Here is a 21154-nt window from a genome sequence, read left to right as displayed (position 1 = left end):
ACTTTCACTATATTCCTACTTCGCCGTCTGAGCAGCCTGGTTTTTGTGTGATCCGGCCAAAAAATCAAAGCCCTCATGGTACCTGTATCGGCACCATGAGGGCTTACTCTTGATTAGTGTTCTTACGTGCTAGGTGCGTTTGTTACTGGTCACTACTCATTTTGCCGCCCGTTACGTGCACCAACGAACCGGTCATAAAGGATCCGTCTTGGGAGGCTAGCAGGACGTAGGCCGGGGCTAGTTCTTCAGGTTGGCCGGGACGAGCCAACGCTACCTCGTAGCCAAACTTCTCTATCTCTTCGCGCGGCATGGTGCCAGGAATGTTGGGCGTCCAGACGGGACCTGGCACGACACAGTTTACCCGAATGCCTTTTTCCCCCAGATAGGTGGCTAGGCTCTTGGTTAAAGCATGAATAGCCGACTTGGTGCATGAATAATCAATCAGCAACGGAATGCCTGTAAGGCCTACAATACTACCTGTGTTAATAATGCAATCATTCTTGTGCAGGTGAGGAATTGCCGCCTGAGCCATCCAGATGTACCCCAGGATGTTTGTGTCGAACGTACGGCGGATTTGCTCTTCAGAAATCTCCTCAAACTTTTCCTGAGCCATTTGATAGGCGGCATTATTGACGAGAATGTTCAGGTTTCCTAGTTTTTTACGAGTAAGGCGCACGGCTTGCTTGCATTGCTCAGGGTCGCGCACATCTAGCTGCAGCAAGAGGCAGCGCCGGTCTTGCGCTTCTACCAGGCGCTTTGTTTCCTCGGCATCCACGGTATTCTCATTGTAGAGCACGGCTACGTGTGCACCTTCCATGGCAAATGCCACGGCAACGGCCCGCCCAATCCCGGAGTCTGCTCCTGTTATCAAGGCCACCTTGTCCTGCAGCTTTCCAGCGGCACGGTAGGTAGAGAAATTCATGGCTGGCTGAAGGTTCATGTCTGCCTGCTTGGCCGGATAGGGCAGCTTCTGGGCGTGCTGTTTCATATCCTTAGCAGTGGGCCGATCTACCGGCTCGGGTGCCTGGCTGGCCGCGGCAGTTTTCTTGGCCGCAGGCGTTGGGGCCGACTTCTTAGTTGCAGATTTGGTAGTAGCAGGCGCAGCAGGAGTTTTTTTAGTAGCCATTAGGAGTAGCGGGTTATGGTTGTAGCTCGCTTACGCAGATTGCAACCTCAACAGCTATGAATTTTGCCGGGCAATTGTCCGCTACACCGGCGCTTTACTACCACTCAAACAAGAAGAACCCGCCCCGGCCGTAGCCAGAGCGGGTTCTTCTTGTTCACAACAAAAGACGACCTAGTTGTTCTGGTAGTCAATGGGCTGTTTGGTGTCTACTCCCTTATCTTGAAGGGAAGGGTAGTCGATATAGCCTTTGTCGCCGGGTACGTAGAAGGTGCTGGGGTCGGGGTTGTTGAGAGCCGCCCCAATGCGGAAACGCTCTACCAAGTCGGGGTTGGCAATGAACGGCACACCGAACGCAATGATTTCGGCTTCGTTGTTAGCCAGGGCCTTATCGGCTGTTTCCTGGGTGTAGCCACCGTTGAGGATGAACGTGCCATTGAAGATGTTGCGCAAATGGGCTGCTACTGCGGGCACACCGGCACGAGCGGCCATAGGATGGCCTGGTAGAGCTTCAATCACGTGTAGGTAAGCCAGGTTGAACTGGTTTAGCTGTTCGGTGAGGTAGCTAAACGTCTTAACCGGATCGGAGTCCTGAATGCTGGCGCTACCTTGGGGCGAGAGGCGGATACCTACGCGGTCGGCGCCCAACTCGTCTACTACGGCCCGTACTACTTCCAGCACGAAGCGCGAACGGTTCTCAACGCTGCCGCCGTACTCGTCGGTGCGCTGGTTGGAGCCATCTTGCACAAACTGGTCGAGCAGGTAGCCGTTGGCACCGTGAATCTCAGCGCCATCAAAGCCGGCTAGCTTGGCGTTACGAGCTGCCTGGCGGAACTGGTCTACTACGCCCGGAATTTCGTTTAGCTCTAGAGCGCGCGGCGTTGGCACATCCTCAAATCCTTGCCCGGTGAATGCCTTGGCGCCTTCTGGCTTGATGGCCGAGGGTCCTACGGGCAGTTCGCCATTGTGGAAGAATGGGTGCGACACGCGGCCTACGTGCCACAGCTGAATAAAAATGCGGCCGCCCGCGGCGTGTACGGCGTCGGTTACTTTCTTCCAACCCGCTACCTGCTCCTCAGAGTAGATGCCTGGTGTGCTAATATAGCCCACACCCTGAGGCGACACTTGCGAGCCTTCCGTGATAATCAGGCCAGCGGATGCGCGCTGCACGTAGTAGGTTATCACCGATTCGGTGGGTACGTTGCCATCGTTGTTAGCCCGGCTGCGCGTCATGGGCGCCATAGCGAAACGGTTGGGCAGGGAAAGAGCGCCCATCTGTACGGGCGTGAAAAGATTTGGAGTCTGGCTCATGGGTTGGCGTGGGTTACCAATCAACTTATTGCTGATTCGGACCATACCAACTAGTGTTGCTACATATATGTTTTGGCCAGCGTATTATTTAATTGCTACCTAAATGGCTAGCCCTGACAAGAACCTATAGCATACTAGATACAGTGCTACTGCACAATCACTTCCACGCGCCGGTTGCGGGGTCGTTGCTGCACATCTTGGTTGTCGGCTACGGGCTTGGCACTACCGTAGCCACGGGCCGTAAGTCGCACCGAGTCAATACCTTGCTGCACTAAATACTGCCGTACTACGCGGGCCCGCTGCTCCGAGAGGCGGAGATTCAGCGCTGCTTCGCCCACATTATCTGTGTGGCCGGCTATTTCCAGTTTCAGGGCCGGTTGGGCGCGCAAGGTACGCGCCAGGGCGTTGAGCACCGGGCGAGAAGCGGGTAGCAATGTGGCGGTACTTTGGATGAAGTAGAGATTGGGCAGTGTGATGGCAGCACCTTTGTTGAGAGCCGACAGGTCGGGCAGCGGGGTAGCTGTAGTATCTGCGGCCACTACCGGCGGTGCCGAATCCGACGGACGCGTTGGTCTAGTTTCTGCTCTGCGCCGGCGCGCCGTAGCTGGGGTAGTGCTACTAGGTTTTGGGGTAGGCGTACTGGGCTTTGTAGGTGAAGGCGCCGCCGGTACTGCGCCCGCAACGGGCGCACGGGCTACGGTGGGCTTGGGAGGGGCAGCCTCTACCAGCAGCAGCACATTATCGGGCAGATTCTGGTACAAACTAGTAGATGGAATTGGCTGGGGTCCAGTAGTCGTGTTGGGAAGCTGCCACGCTACCAGCGCCCTTGAGTCTCTACCCGCCTGGTAGTACTCTACCCGCAAGGCGTAATATCCGCCGGCATCCATCTGCAACTGAGCTGAAGAAGTAGTAACGGACTGATTGTTCCAAGAGTCTAGTATCTTCTTACCTCCTACCCAAACGCGCATACCATCATCGGTGGCAATTTGGAAGGTGTAGGTACCCGTTGTGGGCGCGTAGATATGGCCTATCCACCGCACCGAAAATGACTCGCCCGGCACGCCCGGACCGGGCGAGACGAAATGGCTTCCATTGGGGCCAACGGTCCAGTTGAAGTCAATGGTTGCATCAGACCGGGTTAGCACTAGCTTTTCAAACTTCATCCCCTGGTAGTACTGCCCCCGCAAACCCGTGCCAGCTTGGTGCTGGGCCAAAGCTAGGTTGCTCAGTAGCAGCCCAGTCACCGCCAGACTTGCTCGATAGAAAGACAGGGTAACCATAGCCAGCAATTGATAATGGGTGGAGCCCAAGTTGCACACTGTATCGTGTTCCGCAAAGTGTATCCGACGAGCACAGAGCTTTAGCTCAACGAACTAAGCTAGTCCATATACATAGGGATTCGGACTCTTTTTATCAAATGAGCCATCACGCTAATACTGTGGCATGTCAGGCCGAGCTTATCGGGGCAACTTACGTGCTGAGGGTGCAACACTACTTCTAGGATTCGAGCGAGATGTCTTGATAAGCTCGACCTGACAGTACATTGGGGTATTGCCCACCCTCTCAACTACTCCCAGGGCCTCCCAAATTGAAATTTGAAGATTCCGGTTGTATCTTCGCTGTGTTACTTATCCAGAAAGACCGAGGGATTGGGCCCGACGACGTCTTGGCAACCTGAAATAAAACAAGGTGCCAACTCCCATTTCGCCCCGGCGGAAGAAGATAAGTACAGGACTCGCCTCTCGGCGGCTCTTTCTGGATAGGCACTTTTTCGCTGCCGATTTACTTGAAGAGCTGCTATGCCGACCGTCACTGACTCCCCGCTCCACGATATTCTTGCCAAACGCGTCCTGATTCTGGATGGCGCTATGGGCACCATGATTCAGCGCCACACGCTGGATGAGGCTGATTTTCGCGGCTCCCGTTTCGCGGACCATCCCAAGCCCTTACGCGGCAACAACGACCTGCTCAGCATCACGCGGCCCGACATCATCAAGGGTATCCATGCCGACTACTTCGCGGCCGGCGCTGATATGGTGGAAACCAACACGTTCAGTGGCACCACCATCGCCCAGGCCGACTACGCCCTGGAGGATATTGTGTACGAGCTCAACTATGAGTCGGCGCGCATTGCCAAGGAAGTAGCCGACGAGTTTACGGCCCAAAACCCCGACAAGCCCCGCTTTGTGGCCGGTGCCATCGGGCCCACCAACCGCACCGCTTCCCTCTCCCCCGATGTGAACCGCCCCGGCTTTCGGGCCGTGACGTTTGATGAGTTGGCCACCGCCTACCACGAGCAGGTGCGCGGCCTCATAGATGGCGGCTCCGACGCCCTGCTCATCGAAACCATCTTCGATACGCTGAACGCCAAAGCGGCGCTGTATGCCGTGCAGAAGTTCTTCGACGAAGGTGGGCGCGTGGTGCCCGTTATGATTTCCGGCACCATTACCGATGCCTCCGGCCGCACCCTCTCGGGGCAGACGGTAGAGGCGTTCTGGAACTCTATTCGCCACTTGCCCCTGCTGAGCGTAGGCCTGAACTGCGCCCTCGGTGCTGATCAGCTACAGGTGTACATCAAGGAGCTGAGCCGCATTGCCGACGTGCACATTTCGGCCTACCCCAACGCGGGTCTACCCAACGCTTTCGGGGGCTACGATGAGTCGGCGGAGGAATTTGCGGGCGTGGTAGAAAACTACCTGAAGGAAGGCCTGGTAACGGTAGTGGGCGGGTGTTGCGGCACCACGCCCCAGCACATCGGCGAGCTGGCCCGCCTGGCCGACAAGTACGAGCCGCGCAAGCTGCCGGAGCTACCCACCGCCACCCGCCTGAGTGGTCTGGAGCCCTTCGGTATCACCGCAGAAAGCCTGTTTGTGAACGTGGGCGAGCGGTGCAACGTAACCGGCAGTCGCGCCTTTGCCCGCCTCATCCGAACCGGTAACTACGAAGCCGCCCTGCAAGTAGCCCGCGACCAAGTGGAAGGCGGCGCCCAGGTCATCGACGTGAACATGGACGAAGGTATGCTCGACTCGGAGCAGGCCATGACCACCTTCCTGAACCTGATTGCCTCGGAGCCCGACATTTCGCGGGTGCCGATTATGATTGACTCCTCGAAGTGGAGCGTGCTAGAAGCCGGCCTCAAGTGCGTGCAGGGCAAAAGCATCGTCAACTCTATTTCCTTGAAAGAAGGCGAGGAAACCTTCAAGGAGCGCGCCCGCACCGTACGCCAGTATGGAGCCGCTGTGGTGGTCATGGCCTTCGATGAAAACGGGCAGGCTGACAACTACGAGAAGCGCATCGAAATTTGCCAGCGCAGCTACGATATTCTGGTGAATGAAGTGGCTTTCCCGCCGAGGACATCATCTTCGACCCCAACATCCTGACGGTAGGCACCGGCATGGAAGAACACCGCAACTACGCGCTGGACTTCATTGAGGCCGTCCGCTGGATCAAGCAGAACCTGCCCGGTGCCCTTACCAGCGGCGGCGTCAGCAACATCAGCTTCAGCTACCGTGGCAACGACGTGGTGCGTGAAGCCATGCACTCGGCCTTTCTGTACCACGCCATCCGGGCTGGCCTGGATATGGGCATTGTGAACCCCAGCCAACTGGCCGTGTACGACGACGTGCCCCAGGACCTACTGGAACTTTGCGAGGATGTGCTGCTCAACCGTCGCCCCGACGCCACCGAGCGCCTCGTAGAATTTGCCGATACGGTAAAGCAGAAGGACAAAACCGAGGTAGTAGCTGATGCTTGGCGCAGCCTGCCGGTGCAGGAGCGCCTGCAACACGCCTTGGTAAAAGGCATCACGGAGTTTATTGACGAGGATACCGAAGAAGTGCGCCAGCAGGTAGCGCGGCCACTGGAAGTAATTGAAGGCCCCCTGATGTCGGGCATGAACGTAGTAGGCGACCTGTTTGGCGCCGGCAAGATGTTTCTGCCTCAGGTGGTGAAGTCGGCCCGCGTGATGAAAAAGGCTGTGGCCTACCTGGAGCCCTACCTGCTAGCCGACAAGCGCGGGCAAGAGCGCCAAACCGCCGGTAAAATCTTGCTGGCCACGGTCAAAGGCGACGTACACGACATCGGTAAGAACATTGTGGGCGTGGTGCTGGCCTGCAACAACTTCGACATTGTGGACCTGGGCGTGATGGTACCGCTGGAGAAGATTCTAGACGAAGCTCAAAAGCAGCAAGTAGACGTGATTGGCCTCAGCGGCCTCATCACGCCTTCCTTGGATGAGATGGTGTACGTGGCCCAGGAAATGGAAAAGCGCGGCCTCAATACCCCGCTGCTGATTGGTGGCGCTACTACTTCCCGCTTGCACGCAGCCGTGAAAATTGCGCCTACCTACTCCGGCCCGGTAGTACACGTCAACGACGCCTCCCGCTCGGTAGGCGTGGCTGCCGCTTTGCTCGGTTCGGCAGATGCGGAGTACGCCCGCACCGTGCGCGAAGAGTATCGCCAGCTTCGTGAGGACTATGCCGGCCGCCAGCGCGAGAAGAACTACCTGTCCATTGAAGCCGCCCGCGAAAACGGCTTCAAGGCCGACTGGGAAACCAGCCGCATTGTGAAGCCGAGCTTCCTGGGTACCAAGGTGCTGGAAGACTACCCCCTGGCGGAGCTAGCCGAATACATCGACTGGACGCCCTTCTTCCAGACCTGGGAACTGAAGGGCCGCTACCCCCGCATCCTCACCGACGAGAACGTAGGCGAAGCGGCTACCCAGCTCTTCAATGACGCCCAAAAGTTGCTCAAGCAGATCATCGATGAGAAGCTGCTCACGGCCCGCGCCGTGGTAGGCTTCTGGCCCGCCAACACCGTAGGCCACGACACCATCCAGATTTTCAAGGACGACACCCGCCAGGAAATCCAGACGGAGTTCTTCACCCTGCGCCAGCAGAGCGAGAAAGCCCCCGGCGTACCTAACTTGGCCTTCTCCGACTTTGTGGCCCCGCGCGAAACTGGCCGCGAGGATTATATCGGCGGGTTTGCCGTGACGGCTGGCCTAGGCATTGAGAAGCTGCTGGAGAAGTACGAGCAGGAGCACGACGACTATTCCAGCATCATGGTGAAAGCCCTGGCCGACCGCCTAGCCGAAGCCTTTGCCGAGCGCCTGCACCAGCGGGTGCGCGAGGAGTTCTGGGGGTACGATCCGGCCGAGAACCTTTCTAATGAGGATCTGATTCAGGAGAAGTACAAAGGTGTACGCCCAGCCCCCGGCTACCCCGGCTGCCCCGACCACACCGAGAAAGTTACCCTGTTTGAACTCCTCGACGCGGAAAGCAAGACCGGTATCCACCTCACCGAAAACTTAGCTATGTACCCCGCCTCCTCCGTCAGCGGCCTTTACTACGCTCACCCTGATTCCCGCTACTTCGGCCTCGGCCGCATTGGCAAGGACCAAGTAGCGGACATTGCCGAACGCAAAAATATGCCCCTGCCCGAATTGGAGCGTTGGCTAGCTCCTAATCTGAACTACGACCATACCAGTGTGCCCGTAACGGCACTATAGGCCATTAAACAATAGTCTCCTTCCTCAGATGAGGAGGGAGGCTTGCTTACTACTCCTACGACTCACTGGCTACGAGCTAGTGCTCTATATGAAAGTAACCGAACACCTCACCCGCGCCAACGGCAAAACGCTCTTTTCCTTTGAGGTGCTACCTCCTAAGAAGGGGGAGAACATTAAGAACTTGTTCTCGAATATTGAGCCCCTGATGGAGTTCAACCCACCCTTTATCGACGTGACCTACCACCGGGAAGAGTATGTGTACCGCCAGCACCCCAACGGGTTTTTGGAAAAGAAAACCGTGCGCAAGCGTCCCGGCACCGTGGGTATTTGCGCCGCCATCAAGAACCGCTTCGATGTAGACACGGTGCCCCACTTGATCTGCGGAGGCTTCTCGAAGGAAGAAACCGAAAACGCCCTCATCGACCTACACTTTCTCGGCATCGACAATGTGCTGGCCCTACGCGGTGACCCCATTAAGTCTGAGGGCCACTTTAAGCCCGACCCGGATGGGCACGCCTACGCCGCCGACCTTATTGGGCAGGTAGCCAACCTAAACAAGGGCGAATACCTGGACGAGGAGCAGGACGAAACTTGGGCTACGAACTTCTGCATTGGCACGGCCGGCTACCCTGAGAAGCACTTCGAGTCGCCGAACTACGGGGCCGATTTGCGCTACCTCAAGCACAAGGTAGACCGGGGCGCCGAGTACATCGTGACGCAGATGTTTTTCGATAACGAGCAGTTTTTCAACTTCGAGAAGCGCTGCCGCGAGGCGGGTATCACCGTGCCCATCATTCCGGGCCTTAAGCCGCTGACGACGAAAAGCCAGCTGACTATGCTGCCCCGGTCTTTCTACCTCAACATTCCAGAAGAACTGGCTGATGCTGTACACCTAGCGCCCGACAACCCTGCGGCCCGCGAAATCGGCATTGAGTGGTGCATCAACCAAAGCAAGGAGCTAATGGCCCACGGGGTACCTTGCTTACACTACTATAGCATGGGCAAGTCGGAAAGCATCCGGCGGGTGGCGGCAGCTCTGTTTTAGGCCCTGCCAAGGTGGCTGTGCCGCCAGCAGAAGTAGTGCGCTACGCCGGTAGTTTCGTTTCTTACGTACCACGTAGCGCACTACTTCACTTTTACTAGTACACCCTTTGGATACCCTCGACGACCTGTTTGCCCGTTTGCGCGTGGCTACGGCGCCAGCCGAAATTGAGGCCTTGCAGGAAGGCATCTGGCAGATTTGGCTTACTACCGGGCACCCCCTGCTCGACAAGCATTTGGAGGCGGGCATGCGCTACCTCTCTGCCGAAGATTATACTCTTGCCATCCGAGAATTTACTGAACTCATAGAAACTAGCCCCGACTACGCCGAGGGCTGGAACAAGCGCGCTACTGCTTACTACCTCCGCGGGGAATACCGAGCCTCCCTCCTCGATATTCAGCAGACCCTACGCCGGGAACCTCGTCACTTCGGTGCCTTGTCGGGGTGGGCTACCATTGTACGCATGCTGGGCGATGATGCGGGCACCCTGCGGGTATGGCAACGCTTGAACGCCTGTGTCCCAACTGGCCAGGGCTGCAAGCCCAAATGCGCGACTTGCGCGACCGTCTCGACGAGGCCAACGGAATTTAATGCCAGCCTATAGTTGCTAGGCTCCTGATATAGTAGTAAATTTCCCGGAAACTGCCTGTAGTAGCAGAGCAGTTTTTAGCACCCTTATGGTTCATTTATCCCTGATTTCTACTCCCTACTCTATTCTATACCTCGCCCCTGCACCCGTTGCGCTTACAACACTAATATAACGAAAGATAGTTTTTCTTTCCCTCCGCCCTGACTACCCGATGAGCTCCCCTGCCTTCGGTTTCACTTGCCCGTCCGCTTAATTCCCACATAATATGAAACAACCATTACTACTAGCAGTACTTATTTTCCTGTGTTCCCTAACTACCCACGCGCAAAAAATGCGCAAGACTGAGTGGGAAAGCGGCATGCTTGACAAGGGTGAGAAAATTGGCGTTTGGGAATACTACGCCTACACCCGCGACGGGCGCCAAGTCATCACCCAGAAGTACGACCACAGTGCCAAGAAACTGCTTTTCTTCCGCGACTTCGATGACGTACCTACGCCGTGCAAAGCCCAGCTGGGGAATGGACCCGGCTGCACCTAACGCAGCCACCGCTGTTTTTGGGCGGCGACCCAGCCTTGGCTCAGTACATGAGCAAGCTCAACTACCCTCCTGCCGCCGAAAGCAGGAACATTCAGGGTAAAGTAGTCGTGTCGTTTGTGGTAGACACCCTGGGCAGAGCTTCCGATTACAAGGTGCTACTGGGCATTGGCGGTGGTTGCGATGAAGAGGCATTGCGCATCTGCCGTACTATTCCCAACCAGTGGCTTCCGGCCCGCATTGGAAGTCATGCCGTTGTAGTGAAGCACGAGCTACCCTTCACATTCCGGCTGGCCCGGTAGCTCAACCATATGCAACGGCTTCTGATTTTTGCAGCAGGGCAGCCTTTCCCACGCCGGTCGCGTACATTACCGGCATGAAACGCGCTACTCTCTACTTACTATCTGTGGCAGGCCTTTTTGGGGGCCTGACTGCTTGCGACAGCACTCCGCGCGAGCGGCAGGAGGCCGTGCGCCAGGAAGCTCGCCGGCTCGATACTATTGCCGAACAAGCAGCCAGTAAGCTGCGCACAGCGGGCCGACGCGCCGCCCGCTTTGACTCCGCCTCCCGCGTGCGCACCCGGCAACCGCTCGACAGGGCTGCTGAAACGGCTATGACCAATGAGTTGCTTGGGACTTACACGGAAGTAGAAAAGCTGACGCCCAGCACCATAGAGCCCGCTTTTGTGCAGTTTATGCAGCAAGTACGGGCTCGACGCAAGGAGTGGACCCAGCGCGACTGGGACTATGCCACGGGCATCAGCCGACGCCTCAATGCCCAGTTTCGCGCCCTGCGCCTCGACATCCGGGCGCGCGATGAGGTGCATATCCGGGCGCTGCAAACGGAGTTTACTGCCTTGGAAACAGGACGGGACGTGAAAGACCTGGGGCAGGCAGTAAAACAGCCTTAGAAACGTGTTCTTCTTTCTTTTACCAAAGCCCCGCCCTGCGCGGGGCTTTTGCGTGCCTACCCATGCAGTATTCTCCTAGTATTACCCGATGCTTATTGTTAGCTACGCTGGCGCTTACAATGGCTTTGCTTGGCAAGGCACAAACTAGAGCCCGAGTAGTTCCGCCCTTTATTACCTCCGTGGAAACCGTACCCGCCGCCGACCAGTGGCTCCAGCCCGGCGACCGGCTTCAGGTGCGACTAGTAGGTCAGGCCGGGGCCCAGGCTACATTTCTAAACGGAAAGCTACTCACGGAACTACCTGCTTCCCAAGCTAAAGGCTTGCGCGGGGTGTACCAAGGCACCTACGTAGTGCAGCCCGGCGACACCTTGCACAACCGCCGCTTGCTGTTTACGCTCACCACGCGGGATAGTAGTTCTGTCATGGCGCTCAGCAAAAACACCGTGCGGTTCCTAGACCCCAGCCAACCCCAACTGGCCGCCACGAAGGGACAACTAGCCTACTTGAATTATGGGCTGGGAGAAGACCGTCTCGGGGGTGCCAAGTTGGGCTACCTCGACTCGGCGGTGGTCTTGCACCTCACGGGCCGAGTAGGCAATCAGTACCGGGTCAGGCTCAGTGAAACCCAGGCTGCATGGGTGCCACGGGAGGTGGTGCGCCTGCTGCCGGCTGGCGGCTTTGTGCCTTCCTCTCTCACCGGCTCCTGGAGCGTGCAGGGCGACTCCCTTTTCGACTATGTGCGGGTACCCCTAACCCAGCGCCTACCCTACCGCTCCCAACTGCTCACTGAGCCGAGCCGGCTGGTTGTGGATATCTTCGGGGCTACTTCCAACACGAACTGGATAACTCAGCGCGACGGCCTGCGGGAATTGGGCAATGTAACCTACGAGCAGATCCAGCCCGATGTGTTTCGGCTAGTTCTACACCTGCGCCACAAGCAAAGCTGGGGCTACCACGTCGGCTACCGCGGCAATACATTAGAAATAAGGATAAAGCGCCCTCCCGAAAAGATGCGCCTACGTGGCCTGACTGTGGCGGTTGATGCTGGACACGGTGGCACCAACGTAGGCGCCACGGGTAGCAGCGGTGCTAAGGAAAAGGACCTTACCCTGGCCATTGCCCAAAAGCTACGCCGGGAGCTAGAGCAGGCCGGAGCCCGCGTGCTTATGACCCGCGAAACTGACGTTACGGTAGAAAATACGGACCGTATTCTGCTGCTACGACAGCGTAATCCTGATTTGCTCATCAGCATTCACGTCAATTCCTCAGGCAGTGCCACGGTGCAAGGAACGAGCACATATTACCGCTATGTAGCATTTCGGCCCCTCTCCGTGGCCCTGTACGAACAAATGCGAGCTACGGGCCTGAAAGGATTTGGCAACGTAGGAAGTTTCAACTTTGGGTTAAGTGGCCCTACGGAGTACCTGAATGCCTTGGTAGAAACCGCCTTTGTATCAAACCTCGACGATGAGAAGCGACTCACGACCCCCGCGTTTCAGCAACGCATGGCGGAAGCTATGCGGTTGGGACTAGAGCAATTCCTGAAGCGCACTCGCGCTAGTGGTGTGCGGGGGTGGCTCCGCAAACAGCCGGCTTTAGAGTAAATATGGCGTTTCTCGTGTACCTACACTCATTCTTCATCTTAGGGCGCTTACTTCAGGCCGGGTAAGGTGCACCCGGCTGCTGAACTGAAGCACTTAGCTATAGCAACTTAGCAAAAAATAGTTGAGTTGAACTCTTAAAAGCCTGAGCAAGCCCTCTACCTTATTAGCTGTCAACTCGTACAGCGGAACATTGTCTTCAACTGGCAAGTTGGCAGGCTCGATCTTTTATCTACTTTCAAAAACACCCTCGTTCACGCATGGCAAACGACTCCTTACTTGACCGCAGCCGCACGGTTGCTGGTCCGGGCTACAACCGCTGGCTGGTACCACCCGCGGCGCTAGCCATCCACTTGGCTATTGGGCAGGCTTACGCATTCAGTGTGTTCAATAAGCCGTTGGGCTCACTTATCAGCGGCGACCAAGACCACCCCGCCCCCGGCGACTGGACACTGTCGCAAATCGGTATTACTTTTTCCATTGCTATTGTACTGCTCGGCTTGTCGGCCGCCCTATTCGGGAAGTGGTTGGAGCGCGTAGGGCCTCGCAAGGCCATGCTGGCATCGTCGCTGTGCTTCGGGGGCGGCTTCCTGATTGCCTCTTTAGGCGTGAGCATGCACAACATTTGGCTGGTGTACTTCGGCTACGGTTTCGTGGGTGGCATTGGCCTGGGCATCGGCTACATCTCGCCGGTAAGTACCCTAATCAAGTGGTTTCCCGACCGTAAGGGGGTAGCCACGGGCATGGCTATTATGGGTTTTGGCGGCGGAGCCATGATTGGCTCTCCACTGGCCAGCAACCTCATGGCCCACTTTAAAGACTCAGCTCCCCAAGGAGTTGCGCCCACGTTTATTGTGATGGGAATTATCTACCTGCTGTTCATGCAGTTTGGGGTATGGACCATTCGAGTACCTGCCGACGATTGGAAACCAGAAGCTACGTGCCCAACGAAGAGCACAGCGCCCTCGTCACCACGGGCAACGTATCGGCCGACAATGCTATTAAGACGCCGCAGTTTTGGCTGTTGTGGGTAGTACTGCTCACCAACGTGACGGCTGGTATTGGGGTACTCGAAACGGCCTCTCCACTTATTCAGGACACCTTTTCAGATAAATACATGGGCGCGGGCCGGGGCGTAACGGCCGCCGCTGCCGCGGGCTTTGTGGGCTTGCTCAGCTTGTTCAACCTGCTGGGCCGCTTCTTCTGGTCGTCGGCCTCCGACAAAATTGGTCGTAAGCCTACCTACTTGCTATACTTCGGCTTGGGTGCTGTGCTCTACGCACTTATTCCCACGCTGGGCCACAACCTGCAGCTCACGCTGTATGTAATAGTAGCCTGCCTCATTATCAGCATGTACGGGGGTGGCTTTGCAACGGCTCCAGCTTACCTATCCGACTTGTTTGGCAAGTACCAAGTAGGCGCTATCCACGGTCGCCTCCTAACGGCTTGGAGCACCGCGGCTATTTTGGGTCACCTCATCGTAAGTACGTTGTCGGAGCACTCCAAGGCACAAGGTCTTACCGGGGCCGCTGCTTACCAGAGCGTGTTTTACACCATGGCTGGCGTGCTGGTAGTTGGCTTCCTGGCCGACCTGGCTGTGACAGCCGTGAACGAGAAGTACTACGAAAAAGGCCCAGTAACTATTGAAGCAGGAGGGCACTAAGCTTCTGCTGTTCACCCACGTATCTGTAAGCACATGAGCACTCCCACCTCTTCTTCTACCACCGCAACGCCCACGCCTTCTAGTGGCGGCTCGGCAGTTTTGGCCTGGCTATTCGTTGGCATTCCCCTACTGTGGGGCGTGTCGCAAACGTTCATCAAAGCCCTGGCCTTGTTCCAGTAACTTGTTCGTTTCTTTTCTATCTGCAGAAGCACCCAATTGGGTGCTTCTGTTGTTTTAGGTTTGTAGGGTCGTTTAGGCCCACAACTCTTGTATGTCTCCGGACTCCACCGCCCCTACCATCGTCCAGCTGGCTTCCTTCTCGGACACCTTTGCTGCTCATTTAGCGAAATCCCAACTAGATGCGGAAGGCATTCCGTGCTTTCTGGGCAACGAAAACCGCCCTTATGGTCCGGCTTTGGGAGCGGTACGTCTGTTTGTGCGCGCCTCCGATGTAGCCCTTGCGCAGGAGGTGCTGCAGGGCCAGCAGGCCCCCATGCATGCCATGCCGCCCGATGCGCCCGAGGAAGCCACCGCTACTATGCCCCGCTGCCCGCGGTGCCACCACACAGATGTGGTATGCCGCCACCTTCCCCAGCCAACCGACAACCTGTTTGTTAAGCTCCGGCTCTGGTTGCTAGCACCAGCTAAGCCCCAATGTCATTGCTTTACTTGCGGGCTAGAGTTTGAGGGCGAATAACGAGTGCTTGCGGGCACTATCGAAAGCGCCAGGTCCGCAACACACTACCCACGGGGAAGTGCTCCTGGTCGGCGGGCAGTTCTAGAAAGCCCGCGACGTGAGCAAGCTAGCCATGTCGCCGGAACCACCGGCCCGCTCGGGGGTAGCCAGCAGACGGCCATCGGGGCCGGGCTCCAAGCTCACAAGCAGGAAGTGTGTGAGCCGGGGCCGAAACTGAATTTCTTGAGTGAGAACTGCGGCAACTGGCGCCGTAAACTCACCTGGCAAAGCACCTTCCTCCCGTGCCTTTTCGGGCTGCTGCACGCTGAGTAGCCAGGGCTGGGCGTAGCGGTAGAAGTTCACGAACGTAGAAACCGGATTGCCAGGCAAAGCGAAGACTACAGCCCCGCCTGGGAGCTGCCCAAACCAAAAGGGCTTGCCGGGGCGCTGCTGCACCTCATGAAAAACCTGAGTTACTCCTAGCTCCCGTAGGGTCTCCGGTAGAAAATCGGCTTTCCCTTTTGACACTCCTCCGCTGAGAATAACCGCATCGTACCCTTCCAACAATGCCGGGAGCCCCTGGCGTAACGCGGCCGGATCGTCGTTGAAGTGAAAAGTTTCGGCCTCGGCGCCCGCCTGCCAGGCAGCAGCTTGCAGCATCAGGGCATTGGAGCGTCGAATCTGGTGGGCCGCTGGTGTTGCGCTAATGGGCACTAGCTCATCTCCGGTGCTTACCACGGCCACCCGCGGCCGGCGCGTAACCCCCACGGTAATAGCGCCCACGGTAGCGGCCACGGCTACCTCCGCCGGTTCCAGCCGGGTGCCGGCAGGTACTAGCAGGTCGTCCTGCCGGCGGTCGGCGGCTTGGGTGTGCACGTTGTGGCCGCGCCGCGGAGCAGGCACTTGCACGCAGGCCAAGCGGTGGCCAGCCTCATCGGTACGGAAGGTGATATCCTCGTAGCGAATCACGGTATCGAGGTTGCCGGGCAGGGCCGCCCCGGTCATAATTTCTACCGCCGCACTAGGGTCTTGGATGGGCGCAGGCGCTTGGCCGGCAAACTGTGTACCCTCAATGCGGAACTCCATTTGCCCAGCTTCCAACGCCGCATACTGCAGGGCTATTCCATCCATAGCCACCCGGTTGAAAGGCGGAAAGTCGCGGTCGGCGCGCAATTCCTCGCGTAGGATGCGGCCGGCGGCCAGGGGCAACGACAGGTACTCAATGGGCAGGGGGCGCACGGTGGCAGCTACGAGGCGGGTGGCTTCTTCGACGGAAAGCATACGGGAAAGCGGAACGAAAAAGGCCACTGGCTTGCGGCCGTACTGCAAAAAAGAAGTATTTCGGGCGGAGCAACGAAGGTAGTGCCGCATCCGGTGCGGATTCCAAGATCTTCGCGCTCATTCTTGCTGACAAAAGACCACGCGTGGTGGTTTGTTCACTAGCGGCAACGAGGCGACGCAAAGATGCGTCTCTACAACTTCGCAATCCTACAGTATGTCTGATTCTCCCAAACTCACCCACCTCAACGCCGCCGGCCAGCCCGCCATGGTAGACGTGGGCCAGAAAGTTCCTACCCGCCGCGTAGCTCGGGCCCGTAGCCGCGTGGTGCTCGGCCCCGAAATAATGGCTCTGGTAAAAGAAGGTGACTTACCCACCCGCAAAGGCCCTGTATTTCAAACTGCTATCCTGGCTGGCATTATGGGGGCTAAGCGCACCTCCGAACTGATTCCGCTCTGCCACCCCCTCGGGCTTGATGACTGCCAAGTACGCATTGAGGTTGACGGCGCCGATGCCGTACTGATTGAGTGTACGGCTACCGTAACGGGCAAGACCGGGGTAGAAATGGAGGCTCTCACGGGTGCCTCTGTAGCCGCCCTCACCATCTACGACATGTGCAAGGCACTCTCGCACAACATTGTAATCCAAGAAACTCGCCTACTGGAGAAGACTGGCGGCAAACAAGATTTTCATCATGCCGGATAAGCTCCCCGCCGCTAACTCGGCACCGCGCACCAAGCACGCCCAGCTGACCCGCCCTAACCTGGGCGAATTTAATCGCCATGAGCTTGCCATCTTGGGGGCTCCGTGTGGTAAGATCAAGGAGCTGACGGCCCGGCTACTCCCCCTGCTTGCGCCTACCCTGCGCGTGGCCTACGTGGATGCTGACCACGCCGCCGGCGACGACGCAGCCCAGGGTGGCAGTGGCGGCCAGGATGCCATTCTGCAAGCCGGTGCTACCGCCGAGCTGACCGACAAAATCACCTTCACACGCTTGGATGTGAAGCGTGGCATAGACAAGTTCAGCCAGCAGGAATGGTTGCAACACCAAAGTATAGTGCTGGTGAATGGCAACCACTTCCAGGCCCGCCAGCAGCTCGTGATTCTGGACCCCGCCAAACCTGTTGAGAAAAAGCTCGACCGCCTCACCGACGTACGCGCGCTGCTGTTGCCTGAAGGGGTAACGGAAGTGCCCGCCTACCTACAGGCTCACCTGGCACCGCCAACGTACCCGTGCTACCCCTCCACGACACCGAAGCCGTGGCCGACCTTATCCGGCGCGAGTGGCAGGCGCTGCGCCGCCCCTGCGGGGCCTTGTGCTAGCCGGTGGCCGGAGCCAGCGCATGGGCGAAGACAAGGGCAAGCTGGCGTACCACGCCGGCCAGGAGCAGCGCGCATACGCCGCCGAGCTGCTGGCGCGTTTTTGCCAAGACGTGCACGTTTCCTGCCGCCCCGACCAAGTAAATGAGTTGGAGTACACCGGCCTACGCCCCTTGCCCGATACCTTCACCGGCCTTGGCCCCTTGAGTGGGTTGCTTTCGGCCTTCCGCCTCGACCCCAATGCGGCCTGGCTAGTCGTTGCCTGTGACTTGCCTTTCCTTTCGGAAACCACACTGGGCCACTTAGTAGTACATCGGCAGGCCGCTCGGATGGCTACCGCCTACCAAAGCCCGGAAAACGAATGGCCGGAGCCACTTATTACTATTTGGGAGCCACAGAGCTACGGTACTTTGCTGCGCTTTCTAAGCCTTGGCTACAGCTGCCCACGCAAGTCCCTCATCAACTCGGATATTGAACTGCTGCCCCCACCGGCACCCGAAGAGCTACGCAATGTGAACACGCCAGACGAAGCCGCAAAGGCCCGCCAAGAGCTAGGCTAATGCACCGAGCGGCGGGCCCAGACGACAGCCTTAAATTGCTGCTTCTAGCCCACCGCTACTGGCTACGGATGCGCAGCTACCCACACGTCACCATCTTGATAAAACTCCTTTTTCCAGATAGTTACTACCTGCTTCAGGGTATCAATGATGTACTGACAGGCGGCAAAACTCTCGGCGCGGTGAGGAGTAGACACGGCCACTACCACGGCCACGTCGCCAATGTACAGGGTGCCTTTGCGGTGAATGACTGTGACTTGCTGCAGCATAGGCCACTGCTGTACGGCTTGCTCAGCTACCTTGCGGAGTTGGTGCAGGGCCATGCTGTCGTAGGCTTCGTACTCCAGGCGCACCACGGGGCGGCCGGTGCTTTGGTTGCGCACCGTACCGATAAACGTGTTGATGGCCCCGGCCCCATCGGCCTCCACCGTCTGCAGGGCGGCGGCTACGTCGATGGGCTGGTCAGTGAGGTCGATGTGAATCAAGGGTAAGCAAAATAAGGATGAGGACTTGGTACCGAATCTGGCAGGGGCTACCAGTGTTACCAAAAGAAATTGCGGCATAGCCGAAGCCAACTAGGGGCTACTTCATTCGTACCTGAAGCGCAGGAGCTGCCCGCCGGCTTCTGCCTGTGCAGCGAAGTTTAGTTGCTTTCGGAATGAAAATGCTACCCCCCGCTTACGGGCGGAATAAGGGCAATTTCATCTCGCTCCGAGAGGGCGACATCGTCGGGGGCATATTCGTTGTTTACGGCCACAGCCAGGCTAGAAAGGCGGCCCAGAGCTGGATACTGCTCCCGCAGGCCTTCCAGCAGCCCTTGCACCGACTGTCCTTCGGGTGCCGAAACCTCTAGCGAAGACTGTCCTACGATTTCGCGGGCAATGCCGAACAAAGCAATTTTCAAGTTCATTGGTTATCTAGGTATTCGTACCGGGGCGAAGCGGCGCCAGAGGGTCAAACTAGGGGGTCCACCCTACCTATGTTGCCCACTGTGCCACTCACCCGAACGGAAAAGTCTGATTTACGTTGTTTGTTTCACCGCCCATCCATGAGCGGGGTGTTTTTCTGCCGAGTATGTCTGCTGTTGTACCATCTGTTTTGTTTGATAACCACGGCCGCCCGCTGGAGTACCTGCGCCTAGCTGTTACGGACCGGTGCAACCTGCGCTGCTTTTACTGTATGCCTGAGGAAGGCATTAAGTACCTGCCCAAGCAAGAGCTGCTGACCTACGAGGAAATGGAGCGCCTAGTCGCCGTAATGGCTGCTCTGGGCGTGCGCAAAGTGCGCCTCACGGGTGGGGAGCCCTTCGTGCGCCGCGACTTGGTTCCCTTCATGAGCCGCCTCAGCGAAATTCCCGGTATTGAGGAGCTCACCATGACTACGAACGGAGTGCTCACGGCGCCTCACGTGCCGGAGCTAGCCCGCATGGGCGTGAAGGCGGTAAACCTCAGCCTCGACACCCTCGACCGCAGCCGCTTTGCGAGCATCACCCGCCGCGACGAATTGCCGCGCGTCCTCGACACGTTCTACGCCCTGCTGGCCGCTGGTATTCGAGTGAAAATCAATGCGGTTGTAATGGATGGACAAAATACCCAAGACATTCTCCCTTTGGCCGAACTGACCCGCGACCTTCCGGTAGATGTACGCTTCATCGAAGAAATGCCTTTCAACGGTGGTAGCCACGCCGCTACTCTCCCCTGGAATCACAACCGCATCCGGGAGCATCTGGAGTTAAACTTGGGCACTCTAGCACCAGTGGCCACTCGCCCCGGCGACACGGCTTCGCACTACACCGTGGCGGGCCACCAGGGGCGGTTGGGCATCATTGCGGCTTACTCCCGCACGTTCTGCGGCACCTGCAACCGTATTCGTCTTACGGCTGAAGGCGGCCTCAAGACCTGCCTCTACGACCAAGGCGTGCTCGATATTCGGGCCCTACTGCGTGGCGGCGCCTCTGATGCCGATATTGTAACGGCGCTTACCTCTGCCTTCCGCAACCGTGCCGCCAATGGCTTTGAAGCGGAAAGTCAGCGGCCCTTGCATCAGCTCAGCTTTGAGTCGATGAGCACAATTGGGGGGTAGCACCACCGAGTAGGCCATGAGGTTGCTATGAAAATTTTCCTGTGGCTCCTGGGCTTTGGCGCGGTACTATACGTGGGCGTTTGCGTGTTACTGTACTTCCAGCAGGAGCGGCTGCTTTTCTTTCCTACCAAGCTGGCGACTAACTATCAATTCCGCTTTCCCCAGCGGTTTACTGAGCGCTGGGTTACTGCCCCCGATGGCACCCGTCTGCATGGCCTGCTCTTTCCTACCGACTCTGCTGCGAGGAAAGGCCTCGTTTTCTACCTCCACGGTAACGGCGGCGCCCTCGACAGCTGGGGCCACGTAGCATCTACCTACACCCGCCTAGGCTACGACGTGTTCCTACTCGACTACCGTGGCTACGGCAAAACCCAGGGTCGTATCGGCAGTCAGGCACAGCTCCTCTCCGATGCCGAGGCGGCCTACCAGCAGCTCCTGCCCCATTATCCGGAAGAGCGCACCATAGTGCTGGGCTACTCTTTGGGTACGGGCATCGCCACGTGGCTAGCGGCCCGGCACCATCCCAAGCAGCTCATTTTGCAGGCGCCTTACACTAGCATGCGTGCCATGGCCCGCCGCCATTATCCGTGGGTACCTGCCTTTATTGTACGCTACCCCCTGGCCACCGACGAGATACTGCCGCACGTGTCAGCCCCCGTCGTCATCTTCCACGGCGACCAAGACGAAATCATTGAGTACCAGGGCACGCTTGCCTTGCAAGCTGCTCTCAAGCCGCAGGATCAGTTTATTACACTGGCCGACGCCGGGCACAACGACCTCACCGACAACCCAAGCTACCAGCGCCACCTTCGGCGCATCCTAGCCGAGTAGTTACCGGAACCCTGGCAGATACGAAAGGAGAGAAGCACCGCCGTTTATTTTCTGCGGCCCGGCTTGCTACCATTGCACTAGCCGCTGCCACATGATACCTTGCTGAGGCTAGCCATTATGGGCAGC

The 21154-nt window shown here is 57.8% G+C and carries 21 protein-coding genes, 1 pseudogene and 1 riboswitch; of the genes and pseudogenes, 16 read left to right on the top strand and 6 right to left on the bottom strand.

The window, feature by feature from the left end; all coding sequences use genetic code 11:
- Positions 1-142: 142 nt before the first annotated feature.
- The 3 genes from VI25_RS17135 to VI25_RS17125 form a co-directional block, all read right to left on the bottom strand.
- Complete coding sequence (locus tag VI25_RS17135) at positions 143-1126, bottom strand: SDR family oxidoreductase (RefSeq protein ID WP_082455626.1); 984 nt, start codon at positions 1124-1126, stop codon at positions 143-145.
- Positions 1127-1297: 171 nt separating this feature from the next.
- A complete protein-coding gene (locus tag VI25_RS17130; protein WP_045688775.1) occupies positions 1298-2434 on the bottom strand; it encodes an alkene reductase in 1137 nt (378 codons plus the stop codon).
- 146 nt (positions 2435-2580) lie between these two features.
- A complete protein-coding gene (locus VI25_RS17125) occupies positions 2581-3714 on the bottom strand; it encodes an OmpA family protein (protein WP_152981678.1) in 1134 nt (377 codons plus the stop codon).
- A gap of 345 nt (positions 3715-4059) precedes the next feature.
- A riboswitch (SAM riboswitch) is annotated at positions 4060-4163 on the top strand.
- Between the two features lie 70 nt (positions 4164-4233).
- Between VI25_RS17125 and metH the strand changes: the two are divergent.
- The 11 genes and pseudogenes from metH (at position 4234) to VI25_RS17080 (ending at position 14980) form a co-directional block, all read left to right on the top strand.
- Positions 4234-7943, top strand: a pseudogene (gene metH, locus VI25_RS17120) (methionine synthase).
- Between the two features lie 88 nt (positions 7944-8031).
- The gene (gene metF / locus VI25_RS17115) at positions 8032-8988 is read left to right on the top strand and encodes a methylenetetrahydrofolate reductase [NAD(P)H] (RefSeq protein WP_045688795.1); all 957 of its coding nucleotides are present in this window, start codon (positions 8032-8034) and stop codon (positions 8986-8988) included.
- 106 nt (positions 8989-9094) lie between these two features.
- Positions 9095-9589 carry a tetratricopeptide repeat protein gene (locus VI25_RS17110; RefSeq protein WP_052695244.1) on the top strand — a complete coding sequence of 165 codons (495 nt, stop codon included), beginning with the start codon at positions 9095-9097 and terminating at the stop codon, positions 9587-9589.
- Positions 9590-9839: 250 nt separating this feature from the next.
- On the top strand, positions 9840-10112 hold the full coding sequence (locus VI25_RS17105; RefSeq protein ID WP_152981677.1) for a hypothetical protein: 273 nt from the start codon (positions 9840-9842) through the stop codon (positions 10110-10112).
- Positions 10073-10411: an energy transducer TonB gene (locus VI25_RS17100; RefSeq protein WP_161806967.1), complete on the top strand. Its 339-nt coding sequence runs from the start codon at positions 10073-10075 to the stop codon at positions 10409-10411. Before VI25_RS17105 ends, VI25_RS17100 begins: the two co-directional genes overlap by 40 nt.
- Positions 10412-10485: 74 nt before the next feature.
- On the top strand, positions 10486-11019 hold the full coding sequence (locus VI25_RS17095) for a hypothetical protein (protein WP_052695246.1): 534 nt from the start codon (positions 10486-10488) through the stop codon (positions 11017-11019).
- A 179-nt stretch (positions 11020-11198) separates the two neighbouring features.
- The gene (locus tag VI25_RS17090; RefSeq protein ID WP_161806966.1) at positions 11199-12623 is read left to right on the top strand and encodes an N-acetylmuramoyl-L-alanine amidase; all 1425 of its coding nucleotides are present in this window, start codon (positions 11199-11201) and stop codon (positions 12621-12623) included.
- A gap of 257 nt (positions 12624-12880) precedes the next feature.
- Positions 12881-13654, top strand: coding sequence for an MFS transporter (locus VI25_RS27110; RefSeq protein ID WP_236705099.1), 774 nt, complete (start codon positions 12881-12883; stop codon positions 13652-13654).
- Positions 13561-14283, top strand: coding sequence for an MFS transporter (locus VI25_RS27105; RefSeq protein WP_236705098.1), 723 nt, complete (start codon positions 13561-13563; stop codon positions 14281-14283). The genes VI25_RS27110 and VI25_RS27105 overlap by 94 nt, the downstream gene beginning before the upstream one ends.
- Positions 14284-14316: 33 nt before the next feature.
- Complete coding sequence (locus VI25_RS25645; protein WP_173664800.1) at positions 14317-14463, top strand: hypothetical protein; 147 nt, start codon at positions 14317-14319, stop codon at positions 14461-14463.
- Positions 14464-14554: 91 nt separating this feature from the next.
- Positions 14555-14980 (top strand): DUF2007 domain-containing protein, encoded by a 426-nt coding sequence (locus VI25_RS17080; RefSeq protein WP_045688778.1) that lies wholly within the window; start codon positions 14555-14557, stop codon positions 14978-14980.
- 81 nt (positions 14981-15061) lie between these two features.
- On the opposite strand, the gene VI25_RS17075 is transcribed toward VI25_RS17080, so the two are convergent.
- Entirely contained in the window at positions 15062-16240 is a 1179-nt protein-coding gene (locus tag VI25_RS17075) for a molybdopterin molybdotransferase MoeA (RefSeq protein WP_236705097.1), read from the bottom strand.
- A gap of 214 nt (positions 16241-16454) precedes the next feature.
- On the opposite strand from VI25_RS17075, the gene moaC reads away from it, so the two are divergent.
- The 3 genes from moaC to VI25_RS17060 are packed head-to-tail and all read left to right on the top strand — an operon-like array spanning position 16455 to position 18118.
- Positions 16455-16943 carry a cyclic pyranopterin monophosphate synthase MoaC gene (gene moaC / locus VI25_RS17070; RefSeq protein ID WP_045688779.1) on the top strand — a complete coding sequence of 163 codons (489 nt, stop codon included), beginning with the start codon at positions 16455-16457 and terminating at the stop codon, positions 16941-16943.
- Positions 16933-17706 carry a hypothetical protein gene (locus VI25_RS27100; RefSeq protein WP_236705096.1) on the top strand — a complete coding sequence of 258 codons (774 nt, stop codon included), beginning with the start codon at positions 16933-16935 and terminating at the stop codon, positions 17704-17706. Before moaC ends, VI25_RS27100 begins: the two co-directional genes overlap by 11 nt.
- Positions 17603-18118 carry an NTP transferase domain-containing protein gene (locus tag VI25_RS17060; protein WP_236705102.1) on the top strand — a complete coding sequence of 172 codons (516 nt, stop codon included), beginning with the start codon at positions 17603-17605 and terminating at the stop codon, positions 18116-18118. Before VI25_RS27100 ends, VI25_RS17060 begins: the two co-directional genes overlap by 104 nt.
- Before the next feature lie 62 nt (positions 18119-18180).
- Here the strand turns inward: VI25_RS17060 and VI25_RS17055 are convergent, their stop codons facing one another.
- Positions 18181-18600 (bottom strand): molybdenum cofactor biosynthesis protein MoaE, encoded by a 420-nt coding sequence (locus VI25_RS17055; protein WP_045688782.1) that lies wholly within the window; start codon positions 18598-18600, stop codon positions 18181-18183.
- Between the two features lie 182 nt (positions 18601-18782).
- The gene (locus VI25_RS17050; RefSeq protein ID WP_045688783.1) at positions 18783-19025 is read right to left on the bottom strand and encodes a MoaD/ThiS family protein; all 243 of its coding nucleotides are present in this window, start codon (positions 19023-19025) and stop codon (positions 18783-18785) included.
- A gap of 164 nt (positions 19026-19189) precedes the next feature.
- Between VI25_RS17050 and moaA the strand changes: the two genes are divergently transcribed.
- Together moaA and VI25_RS17040 are read left to right on the top strand one after the other, a co-directional pair.
- Positions 19190-20197, top strand: coding sequence for a GTP 3',8-cyclase MoaA (gene moaA / locus VI25_RS17045; protein WP_045688784.1), 1008 nt, complete (start codon positions 19190-19192; stop codon positions 20195-20197).
- Positions 20198-20224: 27 nt separating this feature from the next.
- Positions 20225-21028, top strand: a complete 804-nt coding sequence (locus tag VI25_RS17040; RefSeq protein WP_045688785.1) for an alpha/beta hydrolase — start codon at positions 20225-20227, stop codon at positions 21026-21028.
- Positions 21029-21154: the final 126 nt, after the last annotated feature.

Origin of the sequence: Hymenobacter sp. AT01-02 (assembly GCF_000961955.2) — a bacterium.
Taxonomy (GTDB): domain Bacteria; phylum Bacteroidota; class Bacteroidia; order Cytophagales; family Hymenobacteraceae; genus Hymenobacter; species Hymenobacter mucosus.
The sequence above is the reverse complement of the archived record's forward strand: the minus strand, read 5'-3'. Positions and strand labels throughout refer to the sequence as shown.

What these genes read in the sequence shown, in the direction of transcription:
- VI25_RS27110 (WP_236705099.1), top strand. Translation starts at nt 12,881, where the DNA reads ATGGCAAACGACTCCTTACTTGACCGCAGCCGCACGGTTGCTGGTCCG.
- VI25_RS17130 (WP_045688775.1), bottom strand. Translation starts at nt 2,434, where the DNA reads ATGAGCCAGACTCCAAATCTTTTCACGCCCGTACAGATGGGCGCTCTT.
- VI25_RS17135 (WP_082455626.1), bottom strand. Translation starts at nt 1,126, where the DNA reads ATGGCTACTAAAAAAACTCCTGCTGCGCCTGCTACTACCAAATCTGCA.
- metF (WP_045688795.1), top strand. Translation starts at nt 8,032, where the DNA reads ATGAAAGTAACCGAACACCTCACCCGCGCCAACGGCAAAACGCTCTTT.
- VI25_RS27100 (WP_236705096.1), top strand. Translation starts at nt 16,933, where the DNA reads ATGCCGGATAAGCTCCCCGCCGCTAACTCGGCACCGCGCACCAAGCAC.
- VI25_RS25645 (WP_173664800.1), top strand. Translation starts at nt 14,317, where the DNA reads ATGAGCACTCCCACCTCTTCTTCTACCACCGCAACGCCCACGCCTTCT.
- moaA (WP_045688784.1), top strand. Translation starts at nt 19,190, where the DNA reads ATGTCTGCTGTTGTACCATCTGTTTTGTTTGATAACCACGGCCGCCCG.
- VI25_RS17075 (WP_236705097.1), bottom strand. Translation starts at nt 16,240, where the DNA reads ATGCTTTCCGTCGAAGAAGCCACCCGCCTCGTAGCTGCCACCGTGCGC.
- VI25_RS17050 (WP_045688783.1), bottom strand. Translation starts at nt 19,025, where the DNA reads ATGAACTTGAAAATTGCTTTGTTCGGCATTGCCCGCGAAATCGTAGGA.
- VI25_RS17125 (WP_152981678.1), bottom strand. Translation starts at nt 3,714, where the DNA reads ATGGTTACCCTGTCTTTCTATCGAGCAAGTCTGGCGGTGACTGGGCTG.
- moaC (WP_045688779.1), top strand. Translation starts at nt 16,455, where the DNA reads ATGTCTGATTCTCCCAAACTCACCCACCTCAACGCCGCCGGCCAGCCC.
- VI25_RS17095 (WP_052695246.1), top strand. Translation starts at nt 10,486, where the DNA reads ATGAAACGCGCTACTCTCTACTTACTATCTGTGGCAGGCCTTTTTGGG.
- VI25_RS17040 (WP_045688785.1), top strand. Translation starts at nt 20,225, where the DNA reads ATGAAAATTTTCCTGTGGCTCCTGGGCTTTGGCGCGGTACTATACGTG.
- VI25_RS17080 (WP_045688778.1), top strand. Translation starts at nt 14,555, where the DNA reads ATGTCTCCGGACTCCACCGCCCCTACCATCGTCCAGCTGGCTTCCTTC.
- VI25_RS17105 (WP_152981677.1), top strand. Translation starts at nt 9,840, where the DNA reads ATGAAACAACCATTACTACTAGCAGTACTTATTTTCCTGTGTTCCCTA.